Origin of the sequence: Streptomyces sp. SID5785 (assembly GCF_009870065.1) — a bacterium.
Classification (GTDB): Bacteria; Actinomycetota; Actinomycetes; order Streptomycetales; family Streptomycetaceae; genus Streptomyces.
The window spans coordinates 1-2736 of record NZ_WWIA01000237.1 but is presented as its reverse complement, the minus strand read 5'-3'; the positions used below and the strand labels follow the sequence as shown (position 1 = coordinate 2736).

At 69.4% G+C, this 2736-nt stretch carries 4 protein-coding genes; all 4 read left to right on the top strand.

Annotation, left to right across the window (positions count from 1 at the left end; all coding sequences use genetic code 11):
* Nucleotides 1–52: 52 nt before the first annotated feature.
* A complete protein-coding gene (locus tag GTW43_RS07065) occupies nucleotides 53–958 on the top strand; it encodes a DUF881 domain-containing protein (protein WP_161300760.1) in 906 nt (301 codons plus the stop codon).
* On the top strand, nucleotides 955–1287 hold the full coding sequence (locus tag GTW43_RS07060) for a small basic family protein (RefSeq protein WP_008749169.1): 333 nt from the start codon (nucleotides 955–957) through the stop codon (nucleotides 1285–1287). Before GTW43_RS07065 ends, GTW43_RS07060 begins: the two co-directional genes overlap by 4 nt.
* A gap of 5 nt (nucleotides 1288–1292) precedes the next feature.
* The gene (locus tag GTW43_RS07055; RefSeq protein ID WP_161300759.1) at nucleotides 1293–2150 is read left to right on the top strand and encodes a DUF881 domain-containing protein; all 858 of its coding nucleotides are present in this window, start codon (nucleotides 1293–1295) and stop codon (nucleotides 2148–2150) included.
* An 82-nt stretch (nucleotides 2151–2232) separates the two neighbouring features.
* On the top strand, nucleotides 2233–2736 hold a 504-nt coding region (locus tag GTW43_RS07050), incomplete at its 3' end, for a zinc ribbon domain-containing protein (protein ID WP_161300761.1).

Genomic DNA, 2736 nt, shown 5'->3' with positions numbered 1-2736 from the left:
TGGCCGGCTCGTCGGTGGGGCCGTTCGGAGGTAGGGGCTCCGTCGTGCGACGATGTGCGGCATGCCGCAGCCGCCCCCCGTTCGGAGCACTCCCGGGCGTCCCGCACGCCCCGACGCCTCCATGTCGCTGCTGACCAACGTGATGGACCACAGCCTCGACGACGGGTACGCCGAGGCGGCGGCCCGGAAGCGGGCGGCGGGGCAGAGCGGCATGCCGAAGACGCTCCGCGCCAAGCTGGGCCTCGCGTCCGGGCTCGTGCTCGCCGCGCTGGTCGTGACGGTGGGCGCCGCACAGGCACGGATCGCGGCACCGGTCGTGGCGAAGGAGCGCGAGGAGCTCATCGACCGGATCAACCAGGAGACCGAGTCCGCCGACGGTCTCGAGGGCGAGGTGGACTCGCTGCGCACGCATGTCGGGGAGATGCAGCGGGAGGCCCTGAAGAAGCACGGCGGGGACAAGGGCGAGCTGGTCGGGATCCTGTCCGGCGCGGTCGCCGTGCACGGCCCCGGTGTGAAGCTCGTCGTCGACGATGCCAAGTCCGCGCAGTCCGGCGGTGGGGGCGGGCCGCGCGAGAGCGCCGGGTTCTCCGACACGGGCCGGGTGCGCGACCGCGACCTCCAGCGGGTCGTCAACGGGCTGTGGCAGTCAGGCGCCGAGGCCGTCAGCATCAACGGACAGCGTCTCACCGCGCTGTCGGCGATCAGGGCCGCGGGTGACGCGATACTGGTCGACAACAGGCCGCTGGTGCCGCCGTACACGGTGCTCGCGGTGGGGGACGGGCAGCGCCTGAGCACGCGGTTCCAGGACAGCGCCGACGGGCTGTACCTGCACGCCCTGAAGGAGAACTTCGGGATCAGGACCAGCATTTCGGCGCAGGACGACGTGCGGCTGCCCGCCGCGCCCAGCGTGATCGTACGTACAGCACAGCCGAGAGCAGAGCAGAAGGGCACATCGTGATCGCCGTACTGGGCCTCGTCGTGGGAGTCGTGGTCGGTCTTTTCGTCCGGCCCGAGGTTCCGGCGGTCGTCGAGCCTTACCTTCCGATCGCCGTGGTGGCCGCGCTCGACGCGGTGTTCGGCGGCCTGCGCGCCATGCTGGACGGGATCTTCGACGACAAGGTCTTCGTCGTCTCGTTCCTGTCGAACGTCGTGGTGGCCGCGCTGATCGTCTTCCTCGGCGACAAGCTGGGCGTGGGTGCGCAGTTGTCGACCGGTGTCGTGGTCGTGCTCGGCATCCGCATCTTCTCCAACGCGGCCGCCATCCGGCGGCACGTCTTCCGGGCGTGAGGCCGATGAGCGAGTCAGAGGACAACGGCGGGGGCCGTGAGCCGGAGGAGCAGCACCGGCTCCGCAAGGAGCTGCCGGCGGAGGTCCAGCAGGCCGGAGAGACGCCGCGCGCGGAGCCGCCGGCCGGTCAGCCGCAGCTGACCGGGCGCGAGCGACTCGTGAAGGGCCTGTGGCCGCCGCGCGTGTCGCGCGCTCAACTGATCGTGGCTGTGCTGCTGTTCGTGCTGGGCCTCGGTCTGGCCATCCAGGTGCGGTCCACGAGCGACAACAGCGCGCTGCGCGGAGCGCGTCAGGAAGATCTTGTCCGCATCCTCGATGAACTCGACGACCGGACTCAGCGTCTGGAGGATGAGAAGCAGGGTCTCGAGGACCAGCGGACCGAGCTGGAGAACAGCTCGGACCAGGCCGAGGAGGCCCGCAAGCAGACCGTCGAGAAGGAACGTCAACTTGGCATCCTGGCGGGCACCGTGGCCGCGCAGGGCCCCGGGATCACCATGACCGTCACGGACACGAAGGGAGCCGTCGAGGCCGACATGCTCCTTGACGCGATCCAGGAACTGCGGGCGGCCGGTGCCGAGGCGATCGAGGTGGACGGCGTGCGGGTCGTGGCCGGCACGTACCTGGCGGACGGAACCGGAGGGAAGGGGGTCAGCGTGGACGGGCACAAGATCGCCCAGCCGTACGTTTTCAAGGTCATCGGGAAACCGCAGGACCTGGAACCGGCCCTCAACATCCCCGGAGGTGTGGTGCAGACGCTGGAGAAGGAGCAGGCCACAGTGGCTGTGAGCCGTTCGGAGAAGATCGTGGTGGACGCCTTGCGAGCAGCGCAGCGGCCTGACTACGCTCGGTCGTCCTCGCAGTGAGGCGGAGGTGCATGGCGGACGCCGTGCGAGGGCATGAGGTTGCGGGGGGTCGGCGCATCGAAGGCGGGGTGCGTGGTGGAAACTGTTCGGCGGATACGGACGTTGTGAGGATGTCTGTGTCAGCGATGTACGCCGATGTGTGCAGTCAGGGTTCGTCCTGCCCCACGGGCGGGTCTGTTTCGGTCAAGGGGAATCGCCCGTGAAGTTGTTTGGGAAGTTGTTCGGCAAGAGCGCGCGTGAGGATGCACGTCACCGTGCGCCGCGCCATGGTGACGTTCCGGAGACCCAGGTGGGTGAGCGCCCCCTGTTCCGGGACGAGGTCGGTGGGGACAATTCGGGCGGACAGGGCGCGTCGTCTGTTGACCCTGCCGGTTCCGGCCGCATAGGTTTCGGGGAACCGTCAACCTCAAGTACGGGTGGAGGGTTCGGCTCTGCCCCGTACGCGTCCCAAGCCCCCGCGGGGCAGCCGCGGCAGGAGGATCCGTCCATGTCGGCCCTGGTGTGTACGAGGTGCGGGAACCGGAACGGCGAGAACAGCCGCTTCTGTTCCCACTGCGGTGCGCCGCTGCGTGGCGGAGCCGTGCCA

Bases quoted from the DNA above. Each gene is read 5' to 3' on its own strand.
- GTW43_RS07065 (WP_161300760.1), top strand. From the start codon at position 53: ATGTGCGGCATGCCGCAGCCGCCCCCCGTTCGGAGCACTCCCGGGCGT.
- GTW43_RS07055 (WP_161300759.1), top strand. From the start codon at position 1,293: ATGAGCGAGTCAGAGGACAACGGCGGGGGCCGTGAGCCGGAGGAGCAG.